Source organism: Paraburkholderia solisilvae (assembly GCF_902859875.1).
GTDB lineage: Bacteria > Pseudomonadota > Gammaproteobacteria > Burkholderiales > Burkholderiaceae > Paraburkholderia > Paraburkholderia solisilvae.
In genome coordinates, this window is record NZ_CADIKF010000017.1 from 84,605 (window position 1) to 102,438 (window position 17,834).

Sequence of the window (17,834 nt, forward strand, 5' to 3'; positions counted from 1 at the left end):
ATCACGAGAGTCACGCCGCGTGCAGCGGCAGGAGAAACGACATGGCAATCCCGCAATCGGTCAAGATCGTCGAAGTCGGTCCGCGCGATGGGCTGCAGAACGAGAAGCAGCAGGTGCCGACGGCCACCAAGATCGAGCTGGTCAACCGGCTCTCCGCGGCCGGGTTTCGCAATGTGGAGACCACCTCGTTCGTGTCGCCCAAATGGGTGCCGCAAATGGCCGACGCCGCCGACGTGATGAGCGGCATCGAGCGCCGCGCGGGCACGATCTACTCGGTGCTGACGCCGAACCTGCGCGGCTTCGACGGCGCGCTCGCCGCGCGCGCCGATGAAATCGTGATCTTCGGCGCGGCCAGCGAAGCGTTTTCGCAGAAGAACATCAATTGCAGCATCGCGGAGAGCATCGAGCGTTTTGCGCCGGTCGCGCACGCCGCGAAGGAAAAAGGCCTGCGCTTGCGCGGCAGCGTGTCGTGCTCGCTCGGCTGCCCGTATCAGGGCGAGGTGCCGGTCGCGTCGGTGGTCGACGTGGTCGAGCGGTTCGCCGCGCTCGGCTGCGACGAAATCGACATCGCCGACACGATTGGCGTCGGCACGCCCGAACGCACGAAAGAGGTATTCGCCGCGGTCACGCAGGTCTTTGCGCGCGAGCGGCTATCCGGGCATTTTCACGACACTTACGGCCAGGCGCTCGCGAACATCTACGCGGCGCTGCAGGAAGGCATCGAGATCTTTCACGCATCGGTCGCGGGCCTCGGCGGCTGTCCGTACGCGAAAGGCGCGACCGGCAATGTCGCGACTGAAGACGTGCTTTATCTGATGGATGGCCTCGGCATCGAAACCGGCATCGATCTCGCCCGCGTGGTCGAGATCGGCGACTTTATCTCGACGTCGATCGGACGGCCGAACGTCTCGCGCGCGGGCAAGGCTTTGCTCGCGAAGGCGCGCAGCAGCGACGCAAGCTGCGCATAAATCCACTTCAGCGACAACACCACACACGATGACAGACAACCCTTCATTTCAAGGCGCCCCCGCATTCAGCGAACTCGACGCACTGCCCGACGCTGCGCGCCGCGTCGCGCTGCTATTGCGTGAGCGCGGCCACGCCGGCCAGATCGTGATGCTGCCGGAGACCGGCAAGACCTCGGCCGAAGCGGCCGCGGGACTCGGCTGCTCGATCGCGCAGATCGCGAAGTCGATCCTGTTTCGGCGCCGCGACGACGACGCGCCGGTGCTCGTTATCGCGAGCGGCGCGAATCGCGTCGATGAGCACAAGGTCGCCGCACAGGTCGGCGCAGTCGGCCGCGCCGACGCGAAATTCGTCCGCGAAAAGACCGGCTATGCGATCGGCGGCGTGTGTCCGATCGGCCACGCGACAGCGCCGGTCACGCTGATCGACGCGGACCTGCTCGCGCTGGAGAGCCTCTGGGCCGCGGCGGGGCATCCGCATGCGGTGTTCAATCTGTCGCCGCAGGAGCTCGTCGCGTTGACCGGCGCGCCGGTCGCCGACGTCGCGCTGCGTGAACCGGCATGACCGGCCGCGCTTGCCCGACTGACGAGACGGCCTCGCTGCCGGTGCCGTCGCCGTGCATCAACATCTGCCGGATGGACGAAGCGACCGGCTGGTGCGACGGTTGCCTGCGCACGATCGACGAGATTGCCAACTGGTCGCTGTACGACGATGCGGCGAAGCGCACGGTCTGGGACGCCCTCGAAGCGCGGCACGCGCAATGGATCGCGCAACGCGGCGAGGCGCCCCGATGAACGCGCCGCCGCGCGTCGTGACGATCGGCGAAACGTTCAGCTCGACGCTCGCATTGAGCGCGGCGTCGGTGAAGTCGTTTGCGACGCTGGTCAACGACCTGAACCCGCTGCATCACGACGACGCATATGCGGCGCACAGCCGCTTCGGCGGATTGATCGCATCGGGCACACAGCCGAGCGCGCATTTGATGGCGCTGGTCGCCACGCATTTCTCGCAGTACGCACAGCCGCTTGGCCTCGAGTTCGATATCAAGCTGACGCAGGCGGTGCGCAGCGACGACACGCTGACCTTCACATGGCACGTGCGCAGCGCGTTCTGGAAGCCGAGCCTGAACGGCGATCTGGCGCAGCTCGACGGCCAGGTGGTGAACCAGCGCGGCGAAACCGTGCTGCGCGCTCGCGCGACGGTACTCGTGATGCCGAAGCCCGTATCCCGACCTGCGCGCAACGGCGAGCGCGAAGGCAAACGCGAAGGCGGTGCGCAATGATCCGCCTGCCTGCGTCGATACGCGTTTTCGAACGCGGCTGGCTGTCGTCGAACAACGTGTTGCTGACCGACGAGCGTCACACCGTGCTGGTCGATACCGGCTACGCGACTCATGCGCGGCAAACCGTCGCGCTCGTGCGGCACGCGCTTGGCGCACGGCCGCTCGATTGCATCATCAATACCCATCTGCACTCGGACCATTGCGGCGGCAATGCGTTGCTGCAACGGACATGGCCGTGCGACACGCTGATTCCATCCACTGAATTGGACACCGTGCAGCAATGGGACGAGTCGCGCCTGACGTTTCACGCAACCGGGCAGTGCTGCGAACGCTTTGCGGCTACCGGCACGCTCGCGCCCGGCATGCACCTCGAACTCGGCGCGCTCGACTGGCAGGTGCTGGGGGCGCCGGGCCACGATCCGCATTCGCTGATGCTGTACTGCGCGGACGAGCGCGTGCTGATCAGCGCGGACGCGCTGTGGGAAAACGGCTTCGGCGTGATTTTTCCGGAACTGGACGGCGCAAGCGGCTTTGCGGAACAGCAAGCGGTGCTTGAACTGATCGCGAGCCTTGACGTATCGCTGGTCATTCCCGGCCATGGTGCGCCGTTTGCCAACGTGCAGCAGGCGCTCGACCGCGCGTTCTCGCGTGTCGCATGGCTGCGCGCGGATCCGCGGCGTAACGCGAAAAATGCGCTCAAGGTGTTGTTCGTGTTCAGACTGCTCGACGTGCGCACGACGCACTTCGACGCACTGACCGGGATGCTCGACAACGCCAGCGCGATGCGCGCCGCGGCGGCACTGCTGGCGCCGCGCGACGCATGGCCGGCGCTGGTGCGGCAGATCGTCGGCGAGCTTGCGGGCGACGGCGGCGCGCTGCGCGTCGACGGCGAATGCGTGGCCGCGCGGCTGCCGTGAATTGAATGCCGGCGGCACAAAAAAGAAAGCCGCTCGGCAAGTCTGGCGAGCGGCGCAATGCTATGTGACGTGATCAGCGTCGCTACAGATAATACTTCCACGACGCATAATCCCGCATCGGTGATTTCCCTACAGGCATCGGAATTCGGAAAATAAGACCGTCAACCCTGGCTTTACAGGCGTACCGGCGCGCGCATCGATGTCCGCCTTATGTTCCGGAATCCGTAGTATTTCAAGTTGATGAATATCGACGTATCGGCACGATGCGCCACCCCAGATTGACGCCCGCGGCAGCCAGCAGAATCAGCACCGCGCCGAGCACCTGGACCCACGCGAGCTTTTGTCCAAAGGCAAACCTGTCAACCACGATCGCGACCACCGGATAGATAAACGACAACGCGCCGGTCATCGCCGTCGGCAGCTTCTGGATAGCGCCGTACAGCAGCACGTACATCACGCCGGTATTGACGACGCCGAGCGTCGCCAGTTGCAGCCAGTGAACGGCGCTGGTCGGCAATGCATCGAAGCGCACGAACGGCGCGAGCATCACCACGCCGGTTGCCGCGGTCATCAACGCGATCAGATGCGGCGGCGTCGACTTCAGGTACTTCGTGATGATCGACGACACCGCCCACAGAAACGCCGCGCCGGCCGCGAGCGCCACGCCTTGCAGATATTGTCCCGGCACGGCGAGCACCGCGGGCTCGACTTTCACGACGAGCACCAGTCCGGCGAACGCGATCGCCAGCCAGGCAATCGTCGACGCCGTGACGCGCTCGCGAAACACAAACGCGCCCAGCGCGATCAGCATGAACGGCTGCGTGCTGTAGACGGTGGTCGCCATCGAGATCGACGCGCGCGAATACGCGGCAAACAGCAGCACCCAGTTGATGACGATCGCCACGCCGCCAAGCGTCGCGAGCGCAAGCATGCGCCACGTGAACAGCTTGCGCCGGAACAGGCCAAGCGCCGCGCACGCGAGCGCGAGCGTCGCGCCGCCGAACAGGCATCGAAAGAACACCACGTTCTGCGACGATTGCTGCGACGACACGACCAGCCAGCCGACCGTGCCGGATATCAGCATCGCCATGGTCATCTCGAGCGCGCCGCGCCGGACGTCGTTGCTGACAGCCATGTTGCCCCCTGCACCCATCACATTGATGGAAGCAGTGTAATGAATGTGCGGGGGCGAATACATGGCTAAACTAAAGCTGATGCGCTTATCGACCTTTCAAAAATAGGCTCTTATGACAAAACGCCTCAGTTCCGGTATGTCGGCCGAATCCCCTGCCGTCGCTGCAGCGCAATTCGCCGCGCCGCTCGACGACACCGACCGCGCGCTGCTATGCGCGCTGGCCGGGAACGCGCGTCAGCCGGTCAGCGAACTGGCGCGCAGCGTCGGCCTGTCGGCGCCAGCGACGGCCGAGCGCTTGCGCCGGCTCGAAGCGTCGGGTGTGATCGAATGCTTCACGGTGCAGATCGATCCGCGCGCGCTCGGTTATACGTTGCAGGCCATCGTGCGGGTCAAGCCGTTGCCCGGCCAGTTGCATCTGGTTGAAGAGGTGATCCGGCGCATTCCCGAGTTCGTCGAATGCGACAAGGTGACCGGCGACGACTGTTTCATTTGCCGCCTGTATCTGCGCTCGATCGAACATCTCGACGACATTCTGTCGAAGGTGACCGAGCGCGCGGAGACCAGCACCGCGATCGTCAAGTCGACGCCGGTGCCGCGCCGACTGCCGCCGCTCGACGTGCGTGCGGCGCATGCGGCAAAGCGCAGCTAGCGGCGGCTAGGATTCGATAGCTTCGAAAAACGACAGCATTTCGGCAAGCAGCTCGTCGTGCGCTTCCTCGGGAATGTAGTGGCCGCATGGCAGCGCCCGGCCGCTCACATCCCGCGCGACCTTGCGCCACTCGGCAAGCGGCTCGAAGCATCGCTCGATCACACCCTGCGCGCCCCATAGCACACGCAGCGGGCAACCGGTCCGGTTGCCGCGCTCGAGGTCCGCGCGGTCGTGTTCGAGATCGATCGTAGCAGCGGCGCGGTAGTCCTCGCACATCGCATGCACCGCGCCGGGCTGCCGCAGCGCGCGCCGATACGCGTCGAGCGCCTCGGGTGCGAACGGCGCGAGCCCCGCGTGAGTCGTCATCACCTGGTCGACGTAGGCCGACGGATTCGCTTCGATCAGCGTCTCCGGAAACGGCGCCGGCTGGATCAGGAAAAACCAGTGGAAATACGACGTCGCGAAGTCGCGGCCGGTGTTCTCGTACATCGCCAGCGTCGGCGCGATGTCGAGCAGCATCAGACGCTCGACCGCGTGCGGATGATCGAGCGTCATCCGGTGCGCGACACGCGCGCCGCGGTCGTGCGCGCAAACGAGAAAACGCTCGAAGCCGAAGTGACGCATCACGGCGACCTGATCGGCCGCCATCGCACGCTTCGAATACGGCTCGTGCGCGGCGTCGCTCGGCGGTTTCGCCGACGCGCCGTAGCCGCGCAGGTCGGTCGCGATCACGGTGAAGTGTTCGGCGAGGCGCGCGGCGCACCGATGCCAGATCAGATAGTTCTGCGGATGACCGTGCAGCAGCAGCAGAGGCGGTCCCGCTCCGCCCTTGACGCCGTGTATGTCGACGCCGTTCGCATCGACGCGAAACGGTGTGAAGTGCTCGAAGAACATCGGTGCATGCCTGTTGTCGTTATGAGTCTGCGCATTGTAGAAGCCCGATGCGATCGCGCGAGGTGGGTTAGCCCACGCAGATATAGAAACCGAACTCTCCTTCCAGTCGTCGGCCGCAGACGGAGCGTGACACGCATGTCTATAATCGAACGATCGTTCTTAAGTCGATATCTTTAGCCGGCTGGCGCTGGCTGCATTGCTGCGGCGCGCATTGGACGCATGCGAATGCGTTCGCATGTATTCAATGCGTCTACCGCCATCCGCCATTGCCGGTCACGCATTGCCGGTCACGCGCGGCTTACCGCTACACTCATCGTGCCGGACCGGCGCTCGACGAGCGCCCCGTTCCGCCTTCTGAAGGGAGATCTCCGCCATGGCATTGCCCGCCGTTCTGCAGAACCTCACGCTGCCGGTCGTCGCCGCGCCGATGTTTATCGTCAGCTACCCGGAACTCGTGCTTGCGCAGTGCAAGGCCGGCATCGTCGGCGCTTTTCCTGCGCTCAATGCGCGTCCGGCGGAGCGCCTCGGCGAATGGCTCACGCAGATTCAAACCGCCCTTGCCGACCATCAGGCCGCGCATCCGGATGCGGTGATCGGGCCGATCGCGGTCAACCAGATCGTCCATCAGTCGAACGAGCGGCTCGAACACGACGTGCGCGTCTGCGTCGAGCACAAGGTGCCGATTTTCATCACGAGTCTGCGGGCGCCTGCGAAGGAGATCATCGATGCGGTGCATAGCTATGGCGGCATCGTGCTGCATGACGTGATCAATCTGCGTCATGCGAACAAGGCGCTCGAAGCGGGCGTCGACGGGCTGATTCTGGTCGCCGCCGGCGCGGGCGGACATGCGGGCACCACGTCGCCGTTCGCGCTCGTCGGCGAAGTGCGGCGCATCTTCGACGGGCCGATCGTGCTGTCGGGCGCGATCGCGAACGGCGGCTCGATCCTCGCCGCGCAAGCGATGGGCGCCGATCTCGCGTATATGGGCACGCGTTTCATCGCGACCCAGGAGGCGCATGCGGCCGACGGCTACAAGCACGCGATCGTCAATGCGAGCGCGGCGGACATCATTTATACGAACCTGTTCACCGGCGTGCATGGCAATTACATTCGCGAAAGCATCGTTGCCGCAGGGCTCGATCCGGATGCGCTGCCCGCGTCGGACAAATCGAAAATGGACTTTGCGAACGAAAAGTCGAAGGCCTGGCGCGACATCTGGGGCGCGGGGCAGGGCGTCGGTCTGATGGACGACGCGCCGAGCGTCGCCGAGCTCGTCGCGCGGCTCAAGCAGGAATACGCGGACGCGAAGGCGCGGCTCGGCATCGCGCGTTGAGTCGGATAGGCCGCCTGCCGGCAGCGGGAACGGCGCCGGTTCAGCGGCCGTGGCCGACACTTGCAAATCAGCCGCCATCGAACGGCTTGCCGACCGGCCGGTCCGGATGCATCGCGTCGTATTCATCGCGACCGGAACGGCGGGTATTTCAACTGACCGCGAGCGCGCGCACCTGTTCGAGCGCCGGCCACAACGACTCGCTCGCGAACCGCTCGGCGAGGAAATCGACGAACGAACGCACCTTCGCCGACACATGCCGGCGACTCGCGTACATCACGTGAATCGGCAGCTCGCGCGGCGGCAGTGCATCGACGAGCAGCGGCACGAGCCGCCCCGCGGCGAGATCGTCGCCGACCACTTCGGTGCCGAGCAGCGCGATCGCCGCGCCTTGCAGCACGACCACGCGCAGCGCCTCGAGGTGATTGACCACCATGTTGCCGGCAACCCGCAACGGCACGCCGCCGCCGTTCGCGGCGGCAGCCAGCTCCTGCGCGGACACGCCCGAATATTCGATGAAGTTGTGTTGCGTGAGATCCGCGAGCGTCTTCGGCACGCCGTGCCGCTTCAGATAATCCGGCGACGCGCACAGCACGATATGCGCGGTCGCCACCTGCCGCGCGATCAGCGACGACGACTTGAGCCCCGTCGGCGACGCGCGGATCGCCACGTCGAACCCTTCGTCGATCATCTCGACCACGCGGTCGGACAACGTGATGTCTACCGTGACCTGCGGATAAAGCGTCGCGTAATCGGCGATCGCGCTCATCACATGACGCAAGCCGAACGCCGACAGCGACGACACGCGCAGCCGCCCTTGCGGCACGACGCTCGCCGCGCCGACCGCCTGCTCCGCCTCGTCGAGCTCGGCCAGCACCTGACTGAGCCGCTCGTAGTATTCGCGACCGGCCTCGGTGGGCGCGACCCGGCGTGTCGTGCGGTTCAGGAGGCGCGCGTTGAGTTGCTGCTCGAGATGCATCACGTGCTTGCTCGCCATCGCCGCCGACATGTCCATCCGCTCGGCGGCGCCGACAAAGCTGCCGACTTCGACGACGTGACGAAACACCTTCATGCTGACCAGCGTATCCATGGGCAAATCGCTCGCGACAGGAAACAATCGTTGAATTCCCGTCGACTTTATCAAATAGCGGTCAGCAAAGCGCACGCATTACCTGGAACTGCCTCGTCAGGGCCGCTCGCGCGCCGCGCGGAATCGCTCAGAACTTCGTGCGCATGCCGACGCCGAACGTGTCGCCGGTCGACTGGCCGGAAAAGTGGTCGTACAGGTAGGCGGCGTAGACATCGGTCCGCTTCGATAGCGGATAGTCGTAGCCCACGGCCCACGTCTGGCGCGTCTGATCGAGGCCGCCTGCGTCGCGCGACCAGGCGTACGACGCCATCACGGTGCCCGGCCCGGCCGGCACCGTGACGCCGCCCTGCGCGGTATTCACGTGCCAGCTGCCCATCTGCTGGTCGTTCTTCGTGTACATGTACTGGCCGTAGAACTTGACGAACTTCAGGTCGTACGTGACGCCGAACTGGCCGACGCCCTGGCTCTTCATGCCGGACACGAGCGTATCGAGGTCGGCGGGATCGTTGTTGAAGTTCACGTACTGATAGACGCCGGTCGCCGCGAACGGCCCGTTGAAATACAGGAATTGCACGCTGTACTTTTTCGAGCCGTTCTGCCCGGCCGTGTTGCCGAACGCGTACATTGCGCTGCCGGAAAGGCCGTTGAAGCTCGGCGACGAATACTGGATCGCGTTGTTCCAGCCCGAGTCGCCGACCACGCCCTGGTCGGTCGTATAGGTCGGGAACGTGCCGAGGCCGAGGAACACGTGATACACCATCGGCGAGAACACGTACGAGTCGATAAACGGATTGAAGAGAATCGTCGACACGAACAGGTGCGTGGTCAGGCGCCCGGCCGTCACCGTGCCATAAGGCGATTCGATACCGACGTACGAGTTGCGCGCGAAGAATGTGTCGCCATCGAAACGGCCGTAACGGCCGTTTTGCGCGCGGAAGAAGTCTTCGAGCGTGAAGATCGCCCTGACGCCGTTGCCGAGATCTTCGGAGCCCTTGATACCCCAGTACGAGGTCGACATCCCGCCGCCGGACACTTGCCACGCGCGCTCGCCGCCTGGAAATTTCTGGGCGCCGACCCATTCGTCTACCTGACCGTATAGCTGCACGCTCGACTGCGCATGGACCGAAGCGGCGCCGACGGCCAGCGCGACCGCGGCGCTCGCCTTCAGCATCAGGCCTGACGCACGGCCCGGTGCATGGCCTGCCGCACAGCGGGTTTTACAGCCTGCTTCGGGACTTACCTCGGGACTTACCTCGGGACTCGCCTCGCGGCCGACGCCGCGGTCGACCTCACGGCTGATCGCTGTTCTCATCGGATCTCCTGTCTTTGTCAATTGGAATTGGGCTGGGCGGCGGGGCGCCCGGCGGTCCGTCTCGGTTAGCGATCCGAACGACGAGCCAAGCTGGGCTGGATCATCTTTGCCGGCCATTTTTCTGGACAAAAACACGCAGGCTTATTGCGGGTATAGCGGTCTGAGTAGTTTGGTTGACTGACGAGTACGCGACGCGCGCATCGCTTCGCGCGGCGGAAACAGCGCGGCAGGTTCAGCGCAGCGCGGTTACGCCGCGAGTCTTACGCGGATGAAAGGGAAGACGGAGATGCGCTGTCGATCGATTCGCCACGCGCGCATCAATGGGCAGACGAGCACGCCCGGGTGCGCCGGTGAGCCGACGGATGAAAGCGGTGAGGGAGAAACTCAGGGCGCAGCGAGCTGCGGCTCGTTGCGGCTGGTCGCGGGCTAGTTGCCGCTAGTTGCGATACGGAGACGCGCCTTGCTGCCGACCGCTATCGACTGGCGGGCGCACAATCTGACGCGACACGCGCTCTTCGTTATAACGCGCGACGTCGTCGCGAATCGAACCGGTGTGCAGGGTCTGCGAATTGGCCGGCGGACGCGGCGTCACCCGCGTATCGGTGCTGACCGGTGTGATCGCGCCAGCATATTGGACACCGACGCGTTGGACGCCCGCACGTTGATCGCCGGCACGTTGCACCGCGGGTTGCATGCGTTGCCAGGCGGTATCGAACCCGGCCGTGGGCGGTGCGGTGGGAATCAGCGTCGCACTGAATGCGCGCCAGGACGCGTGTGCGTGAGTCGTCAACATGGGACTTGCATGGGCGAACGAAGCCGCGGCCGCGATGATCGCGCCCGAGAGCCAACACTTCGTTCGAGAAAACCCTGCACTCACCATCACTCACTCTGCCGGAAGCCCCGCCATGGGACGCTGCTGCAACCAGGCAGACGCACCGCGCGATGACCAGCGGCGCCTGCGTGGCACGCGGCACATGCGGCCGCGCCGGTTGCTCAACAAATCGCACGTCCCGATGGCCTTTCAGCAGTAATTTATGGGGGGGGCCTGGCAGTGTCGAGGCAAAAAATGTTATGCCCTGAGCAGGGTTGTAACACCATGTTACGGCGTTCTTTTTCGGACGAATGACTTGTCGGAAAAGCACGACTGGCGGACGTTTGACGCATTTTCGCGACGATGAAATAAGGGCTCGGAACGCCCTTGCCAGATGGACGACGGATGCCCTGTGCGCGCCACCGCCGATTCGCCGAAGCCCGTTGCGTTCATGCGTCAAATGCATCAATCGATTCTGCAAATGAATTTGCATATTTAATCCTAATGCATGGAAAATACGTGTTTTCCCTAATGCCGCACGTTTTCCTCGCAACGAGATTTCAAGATGGCTCGCCCGAAACTGCTTCCGGACAACTTCACGCTGTGCCTCGTCGGCACGGTGATTCTCGCCAGCCTCCTGCCCGTTCACGGGCAGGCCGCGATGGCGTTCAACTGGGTCACGGACGTCGCCATCGGCCTGCTGTTCTTTCTGCATGGCGCCAAGCTGTCGCGCGAGGCGATCGTTGCCGGTGCGACGCACTGGCGCCTGCACGCGGTCGTGCTGTTAAGCACGTTCGCGCTGTTTCCGCTGCTCGGCTTCGCGCTCAAACCGCTTCTTGCGCCGATCGTCACGCCATCGCTCTATGTCGGCATCCTCTTCCTTTGCACGCTGCCGTCGACGGTTCAGTCGTCGATCGCCTTCACGTCGATAGCCAAGGGGAATGTCCCCGCCGCCGTATGCAGCGCCTCGGCCTCCAGCCTGCTCGGCATATTCATCACGCCCGCGCTCGTCAGCGTCATCGTTGCGAGCCAGACGGCGGGCGGGGTGTCGCCGTGGCATACGGTCTGGAACATCGTGCTGCAACTGCTCGTGCCTTTCGTCGCCGGCCAGTTGCTGCGCCCGATGATCGGCAACTGGGTCGACCGCAACCGCAGCGTGCTCAAGTACGTCGACCAGGGCTCGATCCTGCTGGTGGTGTACGCGGCCTTCAGCGAAGCGGTCAGCGAAGGCCTGTGGCACCACATTCCGCTGTCGGCGCTTGGCGGGCTGCTGGTCGCGTGTGCGGTGCTGCTTGCGCTCGCGCTGGCGCTCACGATGCTGATCAGCAAGCGCCTCGGCTTTAACCGCGCCGATCAGATTACGATCATCTTCTGCGGTTCGAAGAAGAGTCTCGCCGCCGGCGTGCCGATGGCGAAGGTGATCTTCGCGACCCATGCGGTCGGCGCCGCCGTGCTGCCGCTGATGCTGTTCCATCAGATCCAGCTGATGACCTGCGCCGCGCTCGCGCAACGCTGGGGCGCCCGCGAAACGGACGCCCAGAAGCGCGCCGCCCAGCAGAACGCAACGGTTGCCGCGAGTGGCCGAGTTGGACCTCGAGCCTGATAAGACCTTCATATACGCTCTCCCTGAGTCTGATTGAAAGCCGCGCGATGCGGCTTTCGTTTTGCCTGCCGCCGTTGATTCGTGTTGTTGCGCCGCTATTTGACCGCGCGCACACGTTTGCCGTCAGCCTGGCCGGATGGCATAGGTAAAAAGCGCGGCGCGACGGGCCGCATACGCACGCCGCGCCCGTGCAAAAGTCATTAAAAGTTCATTCAAGTCTTCAGCATCGCCGCCGATATGCCGAACGTCCCCTGTCTGGCTGTCCGTCATGTCACTTCGCTCGCCCGCCCGGTCCAGCGCCTCCCGCGTTGCAGATCTGATTGCCCAGCGCAGTTTGTCCGCCGTCTTCCAGCCGATCGTCGATTTCGACGGCGGTGCGATCGTCGGTTATGAGGGGCTGATTCGCGGGCCGGCCGGGTCGGATCTCGAAACGCCGGGCGCGCTGTTTTCGCAGGCGGTCGCCGAGAACGCGGTGATCTCGCTCGAGCACGCGGCCGCGCACACCTGCATCGAGGCATTCGCGCGGCTCGACTGCGACGGCAAGCTGTTTCTGAATTTCAGCGCCGGCGCAATCCGCCAGCTGGCCGATGCGCGCGACGAAACCTTCGCGTTGCTGCGCCGCTCGGGCGTCGACGCGAGCCGTATCGTGATCGAGCTCACTGAGCAAAGCGCGATTCCCGACGTGAACAATGTGCTGCCCGCGATCGCGACGCTGCGCACCGCGGGCGCGCAGTTCGCGCTCGACGACTACGGCACCGCGAACGCCAGCATGAATCTGTGGGTGAGACTGCAGCCGGACGTCGTGAAAATCGACCGCTTCTTTATTCAAGACATCGCGAGCGACCCGCTGAAGTTCGAAGCGGTGAAAGCGATGCAGTATTTCGCCAACGCGAGCGGCGCGACGCTGGTCGCCGAAGGCATCGAGAACGAAGCCGATCTGATTGTCGTGCGCGATATGGGCATTGGCTGCGGACAAGGCTATTTTCTCGGCAAGCCGAATGCCCGGCCGCCGCGCAACGTCGCCGACGATGCGCGCCAGGCGATCCGCGCCGGACACATCGCGGTGTTCCCGGAAGCGACGCGCACGCTCACCGCGTCGCCGTCGGGCGGCATGGCGTCGGCGAAGATGATGGTGCATGCGCCCGCACTGCCGCGCCACGCGACCAACAACGACGTGCTCGAACTGTTCAACCGGCTGCCGCATCTGCATGCGGTCGCGGTGGTCGAACGCGACGTGCCGGTCGCATTGATCAACCGGCGCGCGTTTATGGACCGCTATGCGCTGCCGTATCACCGCGAGCTGTTCGGCAAGCGGCCCTGCCTGCTGTTCGCGAACGAATCGCCGGTGATCATCGAGCAGTCGATGACGGTCGAACAGATGGCCAAGCTTCTCGCGAGCGACGACCAGCGCTATCTGGCCGACGGTTTCGTGATCACCGACAACGGCAAATACGCGGGGCTCGGCACCGGCGAAAACCTTGTGCGCGCGGTGACCGAAGTGCGCATCGAAGCGGCGCGCTACGCGAATCCGCTGACGTTCCTGCCGGGCAACATTCCGATCAGTTCGCACATTGCGCGGCTGCTCAGCAACGGCGCCGGCTTCTACGCGTGCTACGTGGACCTGAACCACTTCAAGCCCTTCAACGATCAGTACGGTTACTGGCAAGGCGATGAAGTGCTGAAGTTCGCGGCCGCAGTGCTGGCGGACGTCTGCGATCCGACGCGCGATTTTCTCGGCCACGTCGGCGGCGACGATTTCCTGATCCTGTTCCAGAGCGACGATTGCATCGAGCGCGCGCAACGCGCGATCTACGCATTCAACGAGGGCGCGCAGCGTTTCTACGCGCCGGCCGACCGCCTCGCGGGCGGCATCCACGGCGAGGACCGGCGCGGCAATCCGACTTTCTTCGGGTTCGTCACGATGGCGATCGGTTGCGTGCACGTGCAGCCGTGCGGCGAGCCCGCGCCGCATACGAGCGAGGACATCGCGTCGGTCGCGGCGCTCGCGAAACGGCGCGCGAAACACGAGCCGTCCGGACTCGTGCTGATCGATGCGCGCGAAAGCGAAACGCTGATGCAAGGCCGCGCCGAAGCGTCGCACGCGACGATGGACTGAGCCGCGCGCCGCACTGGAACTGACGCACCAACCGCGCGCGGCCGCGTGCGCGTGCGTCGCTATCGCTGCTGCCCGTCACGTCATCACGCCATCACGTCATCACGCCCATCACGATAGGCCGGTCGCTGCGCGCCACGAAAATGCGCCGCCAGTCGCGCGTTGCGCACGCTCGATGCAACCCCTTCGCGTCCTATCGCCGCGCCCGGGTTTGAATCACCGCACGCGGCACACGCCCGCCCGCTCTCCGCTCGTCGCCCCCGGGCCGCTCTCTTCACTCCCGCCAACTCAGGCCATTTGTTTAGCATTTTTACTAAACACGCACTTACCGTCAAAAGCCTTCGTCTACGGGTATCTCCGCGTGCATTGAGGGCCAGCTGACGGGTTTTCTCTACTATTTTTACTATACAATCGCCCGAACTCGAACCTCGCCGGGTTGCGTGCAATCGCGCCCGGCCTAATCCATCGATGGCCACCACCATCCGCGACGTCGCCCGCGAAGCCAGCGTGTCGATCGGCACCGTCTCACGCGCGCTCAAGAACCAGCCGGGCCTGTCCGACGCCACACGCGTGCGCGTCGTCGAAGCGGCGCGCCGGCTCGGCTACGACGCCGCTCAACTGCGTCCGCGCATTCGCCGGCTCACGTTTCTGCTGCATCGGCAGCACAACAATTTCGCGGCGAGCCCGTTTTTCTCCCATGTGCTGCACGGCGTCGAAGACGCGTGCCGCGAGCGCGGCATTGTGCCGTCGGTGCTGACTGCCGGTCCGACCGAAGACGTCGCGCAGCAGATGCGTCTGCACGCACCGGACGCGATCGCGGTGGCCGGCTTCGTCGAACCCGAAACGCTCGCCACGCTCGCCGCCATGCAGCGTCCGCTCGTGCTGATCGACCTGTGGGCGCCGGGCCTGCGCTCTGTGAATCTCGACAACGCCACCGGCGCCGCGCTGGCGATGCGGCATCTGTTTGCACAGAAGCGCACGCGTGTCGCGTTCATCGGCGGATCGCTCGCGCACTACAGCATTGCGCAGCGCGCGCTCGGCTACCGCCGTGCGTTTTTCGAAGCCGGGCTGCTGTTCGATCCGTCGCTCGAAGTGACGATCGACGCTGGGCTCGACCCCGCCACCGGCGCCGACCTCGCGATGCAGCGCCTGCTCGATGCGCCCGGCCCGCGGCCCGACGCCGTGTTTGCGTATAACGACGCCGCCGCGCTTGCCGCGCTGCGCGCGTGCATCGCGCGCGGCCTGCGCGTGCCCGACGACATCGCGATCATCGGCTTCGACGACATCCCCGCCGCGGAGCACGCAACGCCCCCGCTGTCGACGATCGCCGTCGACAAGGAGGCGCTCGGCCGGCGCGGCGTCGAGCTGCTGCTCGAAGAATCGCCGGCCGAGCTCGAAGTGCGTCTGCCCGTCCATCTCGTTGTCCGCGCCAGTACCTCGGTGAATCCGTCATGACCCAATCCGACACGCTTCTGAACGACCCGACGACGTCCGCGGCCCACCTGCCGCCGGTCCAGAGCTTCCGCGATCGCGAGTTCCTGCTCGCGCACATCCAGCACACGCTGCGCTTCTATGCGCCGAACGTGTTCGATCCGAGCGGCGGTTTTTTCCACTTCCTGCGCGACGACGGCTCGATCTACAACCGCACCACGCGCCACCTCGTCAGCAGTTGCCGCTACGTGTTCAACTACGCGATGGCCTACCGGCAGTTCGGCGACCCGCAGCACCTCGAATACGCGCGTCACGGTCTGAAGTTTCTGCGCGACGCGCACTGGGATGCGCATAACGAGGGCTACGACTGGGAGCTCGAATGGCGTGACGGCCACAAGCGCACGCTCGACGGCACGCGTCACTGCTACGGCCTCGCATTCGTGCTGCTCGCGTATGCGCACGCGTCGATGGCGGGCATCGAAGAGGCGAAGCCGATGATCGCCGCAACCTTCGATCTGATGGAGCACCGCTTCTGGGACGCCGCCTCCGGTCTCTATGCGGACGAAGCGACGGCCGACTGGCGCGTGAGCTCGTACCGCGGCCAGAACGCCAACATGCACACGACCGAGGCGTTGCTTGCCGCTTATGAAGCGACCGGGCATCTCGTCTATCTGGACCGCGCCGAACGCGTCGCAAGCAATATCACGCTGCGCCAGGCGAAGCTGTCGCAAGGCCTCGTGTGGGAGCACTTTCACGCGGACTGGTCGGTCGACTGGCATTACAACGAGGAAGACAGCTCGAACATCTTCCGTCCGTGGGGCTTCCAGCCGGGCCATCAGACCGAATGGGCGAAGCTGCTGCTGATTCTCGAGCGGCATCGTCCGCTGCCGTGGCTGCTGCCGCGCGCCATCGAACTGTTCGACGCGGCGATGGCGTACGCGTGGGACGACGATCACGGCGGACTGTATTACGGCTTCGGCCCGGACCGCACGATCTGCGATCACGACAAGTACTTCTGGGTGCAGGCGGAAACCTTCGCGGCGGCGGCCGTGCTCGGCAAGCGCACCGGCAACGAACGCTTCTGGGACTGGTACGACGAACTGTGGCGCTACAGCTGGAGCCATTTCGTCGATCACCGCTACGGCGCGTGGTATCGCATTCTCACCTGCGACAACCGCAAATACAGCGACGAAAAGAGCCCGGCCGGCAAGACCGACTATCACACGATGGGCGCGTGCTACGAAGTGCTGATGCATGCGCTCGGCGACGACGCGACAGCGGACGCAACCTCGGACGCAGCAGCAGACGCAACCGCGCGCGGCACGGCAAACCCGGCCGCGCACGCCGCCCTACCCCTGAATCGAACCGCACGGTGAGCACCATGACCGCGAGCACCGCATTACCTGTTTTCGTATCCGCCGGCGACATCCTGACCGACCTCGTGCGCACTGGCGATTCGCACTGGCTGTCGCGCCCCGGCGGCGCCGGCTGGAACGTTGCGCGCGCGGTCGCGCGGCTCGGCTTGCCGACCGCCTGCGCGGGCTCGCTCGGCACCGACTGTTTCTCCGACGAAATCTGGCAGGCCAGCGTCGAAGCTGGTCTCGACATGCGCTTCATGCAGCGTGTCGATCATCCGCCGCTGCTTGCGATCGTCCATCAGACGCATCCGCCCGCGTATTTCTTCATGGGCGAAAACGCTGCGGATCTCGCGTTCGATCCGCAACGGCTGCCTGACGACTGGACGTCGCAAGTGAAGTGGGCGCACTTCGGTTGCATCAGCCTCGTGCGGCAACCGCTTGGCACGACACTCGCGAACCTCGCGGCGCAACTGCGCGAACGTGGCGTGAAGATCAGCTTCGACCCGAATTACCGCAACCTGATGGAGCACGGCTACGAGCCGACGCTGCGCAAGATGGCCGCGCTCGCGGACCTGATCAAGGTCTCCGACGAAGACCTGCGCCTGCTGTTCAAGACCAGCGAGGCGAGCGCGCTCGACCAGTTGCGCGCGATGAACCCGAAGGCGCACATACTCGTCACGCGCGGCGCAGACAAGGCGACGTTTATCGGCGAAGGCGGTTTGACGGTCGAAGCGGCGCCGCCGCGCGTCGAAGTCGTCGACACGGTCGGCGCCGGCGATGCGTCGATCGGCGGCCTGCTGTTCAGTCTGATCAGCGCGCCGCAGCGCAAGTGCAACGAGCATCTCGCGTTCGCGCTGGCAGCCGGCGCGGCCGCGTGCCGCCATGCGGGCGCGCACTCGCCGACGCTCGACGAAATCGTGTCGCTGCTGAACGACTGACGACG

17 protein-coding genes are annotated in these 17,834 nt (G+C 65.0%); 12 read left to right on the top strand and 5 right to left on the bottom strand.

All coding sequences use genetic code 11. The annotated features are described in order from the left end of the window. Nucleotides 1-41: 41 nt before the first annotated feature. From HV675_RS12885 to HV675_RS12905, 5 genes are read left to right on the top strand one after another with little or no spacing between them, the layout of a single operon-like run. Complete coding sequence (locus tag HV675_RS12885) at nt 42-968, top strand: hydroxymethylglutaryl-CoA lyase (RefSeq protein WP_175111301.1); 927 nt, start codon at nt 42-44, stop codon at nt 966-968. Between the two features lie 28 nt (nt 969-996). Further along, a complete protein-coding gene (locus HV675_RS12890) occupies nt 997-1,530 on the top strand; it encodes a YbaK/EbsC family protein (RefSeq protein ID WP_175111302.1) in 534 nt (177 codons plus the stop codon). Next, complete coding sequence (locus tag HV675_RS12895; RefSeq protein ID WP_175111303.1) at nt 1,527-1,760, top strand: DUF1289 domain-containing protein; 234 nt, start codon at nt 1,527-1,529, stop codon at nt 1,758-1,760. The genes HV675_RS12890 and HV675_RS12895 overlap by 4 nt, the downstream gene beginning before the upstream one ends. Next, complete coding sequence (locus HV675_RS12900; protein WP_175111304.1) at nt 1,757-2,248, top strand: MaoC family dehydratase; 492 nt, start codon at nt 1,757-1,759, stop codon at nt 2,246-2,248. The genes HV675_RS12895 and HV675_RS12900 overlap by 4 nt, the downstream gene beginning before the upstream one ends. Then, nucleotides 2,245-3,165 carry an MBL fold metallo-hydrolase gene (locus HV675_RS12905; RefSeq protein ID WP_175111305.1) on the top strand — a complete coding sequence of 307 codons (921 nt, stop codon included), beginning with the start codon at nt 2,245-2,247 and terminating at the stop codon, nt 3,163-3,165. Before HV675_RS12900 ends, HV675_RS12905 begins: the two co-directional genes overlap by 4 nt. Nucleotides 3,166-3,397: 232 nt before the next feature. Here the strand turns inward: HV675_RS12905 and HV675_RS12910 are convergent, their stop codons facing one another. After that, nucleotides 3,398-4,300, bottom strand: a complete 903-nt coding sequence (locus tag HV675_RS12910) for a DMT family transporter (protein WP_175111306.1) — start codon at nt 4,298-4,300, stop codon at nt 3,398-3,400. A gap of 112 nt (nt 4,301-4,412) precedes the next feature. On the opposite strand from HV675_RS12910, the gene HV675_RS12915 reads away from it, so the two are divergent. Next, a complete protein-coding gene (locus HV675_RS12915) occupies nt 4,413-4,949 on the top strand; it encodes an Lrp/AsnC family transcriptional regulator (protein ID WP_377700446.1) in 537 nt (178 codons plus the stop codon). A gap of 6 nt (nt 4,950-4,955) precedes the next feature. Here the strand turns inward: HV675_RS12915 and HV675_RS12920 are convergent, their stop codons facing one another. Then, a complete protein-coding gene (locus tag HV675_RS12920; protein WP_175111308.1) occupies nt 4,956-5,843 on the bottom strand; it encodes an alpha/beta fold hydrolase in 888 nt (295 codons plus the stop codon). A 373-nt stretch (nt 5,844-6,216) separates the two neighbouring features. Between HV675_RS12920 and HV675_RS12925 the strand changes: the two genes are divergently transcribed. Next, the gene (locus HV675_RS12925; protein ID WP_175111309.1) at nt 6,217-7,176 is read left to right on the top strand and encodes an NAD(P)H-dependent flavin oxidoreductase; all 960 of its coding nucleotides are present in this window, start codon (nt 6,217-6,219) and stop codon (nt 7,174-7,176) included. A gap of 148 nt (nt 7,177-7,324) precedes the next feature. Here HV675_RS12925 and HV675_RS12930 read toward each other — a convergent pair whose 3' ends face one another. The 3 genes from HV675_RS12930 to HV675_RS12940 form a co-directional block, all read right to left on the bottom strand. After that, entirely contained in the window at nt 7,325-8,263 is a 939-nt protein-coding gene (locus HV675_RS12930; protein ID WP_175111310.1) for a LysR family transcriptional regulator, read from the bottom strand. Nucleotides 8,264-8,390: 127 nt separating this feature from the next. Then, the gene (locus HV675_RS12935; RefSeq protein ID WP_175111331.1) at nt 8,391-9,434 is read right to left on the bottom strand and encodes a porin; all 1,044 of its coding nucleotides are present in this window, start codon (nt 9,432-9,434) and stop codon (nt 8,391-8,393) included. Nucleotides 9,435-10,011: 577 nt separating this feature from the next. Continuing rightward, on the bottom strand, nt 10,012-10,368 hold the full coding sequence (locus HV675_RS12940; RefSeq protein ID WP_175111311.1) for a hypothetical protein: 357 nt from the start codon (nt 10,366-10,368) through the stop codon (nt 10,012-10,014). A 583-nt stretch (nt 10,369-10,951) separates the two neighbouring features. Here HV675_RS12940 and HV675_RS12945 point away from each other — a divergent pair. From HV675_RS12945 to HV675_RS12965, 5 genes are all read left to right on the top strand, one after another. Further along, the gene (locus HV675_RS12945; RefSeq protein WP_175111312.1) at nt 10,952-11,989 is read left to right on the top strand and encodes a bile acid:sodium symporter family protein; all 1,038 of its coding nucleotides are present in this window, start codon (nt 10,952-10,954) and stop codon (nt 11,987-11,989) included. A 268-nt stretch (nt 11,990-12,257) separates the two neighbouring features. Further along, a complete protein-coding gene (locus tag HV675_RS12950) occupies nt 12,258-14,105 on the top strand; it encodes a GGDEF domain-containing protein (protein WP_175111313.1) in 1,848 nt (615 codons plus the stop codon). A 465-nt stretch (nt 14,106-14,570) separates the two neighbouring features. Further along, nucleotides 14,571-15,557: a LacI family DNA-binding transcriptional regulator gene (locus HV675_RS12955; RefSeq protein WP_175111314.1), complete on the top strand. Its 987-nt coding sequence runs from the start codon at nt 14,571-14,573 to the stop codon at nt 15,555-15,557. Then, complete coding sequence (locus tag HV675_RS12960; protein WP_246270223.1) at nt 15,554-16,909, top strand: AGE family epimerase/isomerase; 1,356 nt, start codon at nt 15,554-15,556, stop codon at nt 16,907-16,909. The genes HV675_RS12955 and HV675_RS12960 overlap by 4 nt, the downstream gene beginning before the upstream one ends. Nucleotides 16,910-16,914: 5 nt before the next feature. Beyond that, entirely contained in the window at nt 16,915-17,829 is a 915-nt protein-coding gene (locus HV675_RS12965; RefSeq protein WP_175111332.1) for a carbohydrate kinase family protein, read from the top strand. Nucleotides 17,830-17,834: the final 5 nt, after the last annotated feature.